The 5,966-nt window shown below is 72.3% G+C and carries 6 protein-coding genes; 4 read left to right on the top strand and 2 right to left on the bottom strand.

Annotation, left to right across the window (positions count from 1 at the left end):
- Positions 1 to 325: 325 nt before the first annotated feature.
- Together ACFWGJ_RS40900 and ACFWGJ_RS40895 are read right to left on the bottom strand one after the other, a co-directional pair.
- Positions 326 to 1,021 carry a gamma-glutamyl-gamma-aminobutyrate hydrolase family protein gene (locus ACFWGJ_RS40900; protein WP_387334036.1) on the bottom strand — a complete coding sequence of 232 codons (696 nt, stop codon included), beginning with the start codon at positions 1,019 to 1,021 and terminating at the stop codon, positions 326 to 328.
- 77 nt (positions 1,022 to 1,098) lie between these two features.
- Positions 1,099 to 1,842, bottom strand: a complete 744-nt coding sequence (locus tag ACFWGJ_RS40895) for a FadR/GntR family transcriptional regulator (protein ID WP_387334035.1) — start codon at positions 1,840 to 1,842, stop codon at positions 1,099 to 1,101.
- 128 nt (positions 1,843 to 1,970) lie between these two features.
- Between ACFWGJ_RS40895 and ACFWGJ_RS40890 the strand changes: the two genes are divergently transcribed.
- From ACFWGJ_RS40890 to ACFWGJ_RS40875, 4 genes are all read left to right on the top strand, one after another.
- Positions 1,971 to 3,335, top strand: a complete 1,365-nt coding sequence (locus ACFWGJ_RS40890) for a glutamine synthetase family protein (protein WP_387334034.1) — start codon at positions 1,971 to 1,973, stop codon at positions 3,333 to 3,335.
- 11 nt (positions 3,336 to 3,346) lie between these two features.
- Complete coding sequence (locus ACFWGJ_RS40885; RefSeq protein WP_387334033.1) at positions 3,347 to 4,753, top strand: aldehyde dehydrogenase family protein; 1,407 nt, start codon at positions 3,347 to 3,349, stop codon at positions 4,751 to 4,753.
- On the top strand, positions 4,750 to 5,550 hold the full coding sequence (locus ACFWGJ_RS40880; protein WP_387334032.1) for a 3-oxoacyl-ACP reductase: 801 nt from the start codon (positions 4,750 to 4,752) through the stop codon (positions 5,548 to 5,550). The genes ACFWGJ_RS40885 and ACFWGJ_RS40880 overlap by 4 nt, the downstream gene beginning before the upstream one ends.
- 101 nt (positions 5,551 to 5,651) lie before the next feature.
- The coding region (locus ACFWGJ_RS40875) for a DUF2510 domain-containing protein (protein WP_387334031.1) at positions 5,652 to 5,966 on the top strand (315 nt) is incomplete at its 3' end.

The following is a 5,966-nucleotide window of genomic DNA, read 5'->3' as shown; positions in this document are numbered from 1 at the left end:
CTGGGTGAGTGGGGGTGGGGGGATGGTTGGTGGGTTTGTCGCCGTGGCGTTACGCGGCCCCGCCCCGCCCCGTCAGGGGCGCGGGGAACTGCGCGCTCAGCCCCCACCGGCCCGCACCCGACAAATCGGCCGGAGCCACCCCGAACGGTCCGCGGTCGAAATTCAGGGCCGATCCCCCCACCCTCCTAGGGGCGCGGGGAACTGCGCGGGCAACCCCCACCGGCCCGCAGGCGACAACCGGCCGGAGCCACCCCGCCCCTCAGGGGCGCGGGGAACTGCGCAATCCTTTGCCGGGGCGCAGCCGGAACGCGGCCGGGGCCCCGGGTCAGTGGGGCGTGGGGGTGGACGCGTGGATCAAGGCCTGCATCAGCCGTAGGTCCACCCCCATCTCCGGATGCCATTGGACCCCCAGGGCCCAGCCGGGCCCAGGGAGTTCTACCGCCTCCACCGTGCCGTCCTCCGCGAACGCGCTCGCCACGAGGCCCGTTCCCAAGCGACCCACCGCCTGGTGGTGGTAGGTGGGGACGGACGACGCCTCAGCGCCGAGCAGGGCCGCGCAGAGCGACCCCGGCACCGGCTTCACCACGTGCCGGCCGAACACCCCCACCGCCTCGACGTGCCCGTCGATGTGCTGCACGAGCGTCCCCCCGAGCGCGACGTTCAGCAGTTGCATCCCCCGGCAGATGCCGAGCAACGGCGTCCCGGACGCCAGCGCCGCCTCGATCAGGGCGAGTTCCCAGCTGTCGCGGGCCCGCGCCTCCGGTCCGCAGAGGGGGTCGCGCTCGGCCCCGTACCGGGACGGGTCGACGTCGGGACCGCCCGCGATCACCAGCCCGTCGAGCCGGGCCACGGCCCCCGCGGCGTACGCCGGTTCGTCCGGCGGCAGCATCGCGGCCACCCCGCCCGCCGCCTGGACCAGCCGCGGATAGCCGGCCGGCAACAGCGCCGCCTCCAGCTCCCACACCCCCCACCGCGCCGTCTCCAGATACGTACTGACCCCGATCAGTGGCCGGTCGGCCATCCCCGTGCTCCTCACATTCCCATGTCGTCCAAAGAGTGCGACCCCATACCTTTGCCGCCGCAGCGGCCGTACGCCGGCTACGTCAGGAAGCCGCGCAGCAGCGCCGCCGTACCCGCGCAGTGCTCGCGCATCGCCCCGCGCGCCCCGTCCGCGTCCCCGGCCAGCACCGCCTCGGCCAGCGCCGCGTGCTGACGCTGCGAGTGCTCCAGGTTGCGTACCAGCAGGGGGATGCAGTCCAGGAGGTCGTTCACGGTCGAGCGGACGGCCGCGTACTGGGCGGTGAGGGTCGGCGAACCGCACAGTTCCGCGAGGGTGAGGTGGAAGAGGGTGTCCAGGCGCCGGTACTCCGCCAGCGGAGCGTCCCGCGTGCGGGCCAGCGCCTCGCGCAGGAGCGCGGCCCGCGCCCCGGACAGCCCGTGGGCCGCGCAGAGCTCCGCCGCGCCGACCTCCAGCACCTCACGGAAACGCAGTACGTCCTCGATGTCGACCCCCGCCACGCGCCGGCGCAGTTCGGCCCCGCCCGTCGCCCCGGCCGCCTCGGACCGCGCCCGCACGAACGTGCCCCCGTACCGGCCGCGCCGGGACTCGACGAGGCCCTGGTCCTGCAGCACCTTCAGGACCTCGCGCAGCGTCACCCGGCTGATCCCGAGCCGCTGCGCCAGCTCCCGCTCGGCGGGCAGCCGTTCACCGCCGGGGACCAGGCCCAGCCGGACGACCTGGAGGATCTGCTCCAGTGCCTCCTCGAAGCCGTTGCCCGCGCGCACCGGCCGCAGCACCGGCGCCAGCCGGTCACCGTGGCCGTGTGGATCAGAGTCCGGCATCCGGCCGCGCCCCCTTCCCAAGCAATGGTTCCCCGCAATACCTTAGGGCCATTGCCGATCATTGACGGCCAGAGATGGCAGGGGATGGCCGGGGACGGTTCCTGGCCGAACCGAAGGAGGCCCTTTCCGTGGCAGACCGCACACCCCCGCTCACCGTCGAGGAGCTGCACGCCCTCGTCGCGAGCGGCGAGATCGACACGGTCGTCCTGGCCTTCCCGGACATGCAGGGCCGGCTCCAGGGCAAGCGGTTCGCCGCACGCTTCTTCCTCGACGAGGTCCTGGGACACGGCACGGAGGGCTGCAACTACCTCCTCGCGGTCGACGCCGACATGAACACGGTCGACGGCTACGAGATGTCGTCCTGGGAGCGCGGCTACGGCGACTTCGCCATGCATCCGGACGTGAGCACGCTGCGCCGGGTGCCCTGGAACGAGGGCACGGCCCTGCTGGTCGCCGACCTCGCCTGGAACGACGGCTCGCCCGTCGTCGCCGCGCCCCGGCAGATCCTGCGGCGCCAGCTGGAGCGGCTCGCCGAGCACGGCTTCACCGCCCAGGTGGGCACCGAGCTGGAGTTCATCGTCTTCAAGGACACCTACGAGCACGCCTGGGACGCCAACTACCGCGGCCTGACGCCCGCGAACCAGTACAACATCGACTATTCGGTGCTCGGCACCGGACGCATCGAACCTCTGCTGCGCAGGATCCGCAACGAGATGGCGGCGGCCGGGCTGACCGTCGAGTCCGCCAAGGGCGAGTGCAACCCCGGGCAGCACGAGATCGCGTTCAAGTACGACGAGGCCCTGGTCACCTGCGACCAGCACGCCGTCTACAAGACCGGCGCCAAGGAGATCGCCTCCCAGGAGGGCGTCTCGCTCACCTTCATGGCCAAGTACAACGAGCGCGAGGGCAACTCCTGCCACATCCACCTCTCCCTCGCCGACGCCGACGGCACCAACAAGATGGCCGGTGCGGGCGAGGGCGGTATGTCGCAGGTCATGCAGTACTTCCTCGCCGGGCAGCTCGCCGCGCTGCGGGACTTCTCCCTCCTGTACGCGCCCAACATCAACTCGTACAAGCGCTTCCAGCCGGGCTCGTTCGCGCCGACCGCCGTCGCCTGGGGGTACGACAACCGCACCTGCGCGCTGCGCGTGGTCGGGCACGGCCGCTCGATGCGCTTCGAGAACCGGCTCCCCGGCGGCGACGTCAATCCGCATCTGGCCGTCGCGGGACTCGTCGCGGCCGGGCTGTACGGCATCGAGAACAAGCTGGAACTGCCCGAGGCCTGCACGGGGAACGCGTACACCGCGGACTACGCGCACGTGCCCACCACCCTGCGCGAGGCCGCCGAGGTCTGGGAGAACAGCCCGATCGCCCGGGCCGCCTTCGGTGACGAGGTGGTCGCCCACTACCGCAACATGGCGCGCGTCGAACTGGACGCCTTCGACGCCACGGTGACCGACTGGGAGCTGCGCCGCTCCTTCGAACGCATGTGAGAGGTCCTTCGTTGTCGCACACCCCCACCCGGTCCGCACCGCACGACGGGCACGAGCTCGTCGTGCTCAACCCGGCCACCGAAGAAGTCGTCGCCACCGTCCCGGGCGCCGGTCCGGCGGACGTCGACGCGGCCGTCGTACGGGCCGGCGCGGCGCAGGTCCGCTGGGCCGCCCTCGCACCGGGTGAACGGGCCCGGCTGCTGCGCCGGTTCGCCGCCGTCGTCGACGGACACCTCGAAGAACTCGCCCGCCTTGAGGTACGGGAAGCCGGGCACACCCTCGGCAACGCCCGCTGGGAGGCGGGCAACGTCCGCGATCTGCTCGACTACGCGGCCGGGGGAGTGGAACGGCTGACCGGCCGCCAGATCCCGGTGGCGGGCGGCCTCGACGTCACGATCCTCGAACCGCTCGGCGTGGTCGCCGTCATCGCGCCCTGGAACTTCCCCATGCCGATCGCCGCCTGGGGCACGGCCCCCGCGCTCGCCGCCGGGAACGCCGTCGTCCTGAAACCGGCCGAGACGACCCCGCTGACTGCCCTGCGACTGGCCGAACTCGCCCTGGAGGCAGGCCTTCCCGAGCATCTGTTCCAGGTCCTGCCGGGCGCGGGCCCCGTCACGGGCGACGCGCTCGTCGAGCACCCCGGGGTCGCCAAGATCGTCTTCACGGGGTCGACGACCGTGGGCAAACAGGTGCTCGCCAAGGGGGCGGCACAGCTCAAGCGCGTCACCCTCGAACTCGGCGGCAAGAGCCCCAACATCGTCTTCGCCGACGCCGACATCGAGGCCGCCGCGGCAGCCGCCCCGATGTCCTTCCTCGACAACTCCGGCCAGGACTGCTGCGCCCGCACCCGCATCCTCGTCCAGCGTCCGGCGTACGACCGCTTCCTCGAACTCCTCGCCCCCGCGATCGAGTCCGTCGTGGTCGGCGACCCGGCCGACGAGAAGACCGCCATGGGCCCGCTGATCTCCCGGGCCCAGCTGGAACGCGTACGGTCGTACGTCACCGACGACCTGACCGGTATCCGGGGCACCGCCCCCGACGGGCCCGGCTTCTGGTTCCCGCCCACCGTCCTGACCGGAATCGAGCCCCACGCGCGCGTGGCCGTCGAGGAGGTCTTCGGGCCGGTCGCCGTGGTCCTCCCCTTCGAGGACGAGGCCGACGCGATCCGCCTCGCCAACGCCACCGACTACGGCCTCGCGGGCTCCATCTGGACCCGGGACGTGGGCCGCGCCCTGCGTGTGTCGGGCGCCGTCCGCGCCGGGAACCTGTCCGTCAACTCCCACTCCAGCGTCCGCTACTGGACCCCCTTCGGTGGCTTCAAGCAGTCCGGCATCGGCCGCGAACTCGGCCCGGACGCCCTGACCGCCTTCACCGAGACCAAGAACGTCTTCATCAGCACGGAGGGCCCCGCACAGTGACCGAATCGACCTCACCGACCGACGCCGTCGTCTGCCGCCGTCTCGTCGGCCGCACCGCCGTCATCACCGGCGCCGGCAGCGGTATCGGCCTCGCCACCGCACGCCGGCTCGCCTCCGAGGGCGCCCATGTCGTCTGCGGCGATGTCGACGAGACGCGGGGGCGGGCCGCCGCGGAGGAGATCGGCGGGATCTTCGTCAAGGTCGACGTCACCGACCCCGACCAGGTCGAAGCGCTCTTCGGGACCGCGCACAGCACGTACGGATCCGTCGACATCGCCTTCAACAACGCGGGCATCTCACCGCCCGACGACGACTCGATCCTGGAGACCGGACTGGAGGCCTGGAAGCGCGTCCAGGAGGTCAACCTCACCTCCGTGTACCTGTGCTGCAAGGCCGCGATCCCCTACATGCGGCGCCAGGGCAAGGGCTCGATCATCAACACCGCGTCCTTCGTGGCCCGGATGGGCGCCGCGACCTCGCAGATCTCGTACACCGCGTCCAAGGGCGGGGTGCTGGCGATGACCCGTGAACTGGGCGTGCAGTTCGCCCGCGAGGGCATCCGGGTCAACGCCCTGTGCCCCGGTCCCGTCAACACCCCCCTGCTCCAGGAGCTGTTCGCCAAGGACCCGGAGCGGGCCGCGCGGCGGCTCGTGCACATTCCGCTCGGGCGGTTCGCGGAGGCGGACGAGATCGCCGCCGCGGTCGCCTTCCTCGCCAGCGACGACTCCTCGTTCGTGAACGCCACGGACTTCCTGGTGGACGGCGGGATCTCGGGCGCGTACGTCACACCGCTGTAGGGCCCACCGGGATACCGCTGTAGGGCCTACCGGGACACCGCTGCAGGGCCCGTCGGGCGGACGGCCCTGTGCCCGTGCCGGACGGCGCCTAGAGTGCCGGGATGAGCATGACGACCCCGCCCGGCTGGTACCGGGACCCCTCCGCCCCGCACACGGAGCGCTGGTGGGACGGGACCGCCTGGACCGAGCACCGCCGCACCCCCGGGACACCGCAGCAGGAACTGCACCAGCAGCAGCCTCAGCAGCAGCCGTACCCGCAGTCCTACGGGCCGGCGCCGACGGTGCCGATGCCGGCGGCCGACGGCTCCGGGCGGGCGAAGGCGGTCGCCCTCACCACCGCGGCGGCCGGGATCTCCGGGATGCTGGCCGGGCAGGGGCTGCTGGTGCTGGTGGTGACGTACGGGACGGTGCTGACG

The organism is Streptomyces sp. NPDC060205 (assembly GCF_042728395.1).
In the GTDB taxonomy this organism is placed as follows: Bacteria; Actinomycetota; Actinomycetes; order Streptomycetales; family Streptomycetaceae; genus Streptomyces.
The sequence above is the reverse complement of the archived record's forward strand: the minus strand, read 5'-3'. Positions and strand labels throughout refer to the sequence as shown.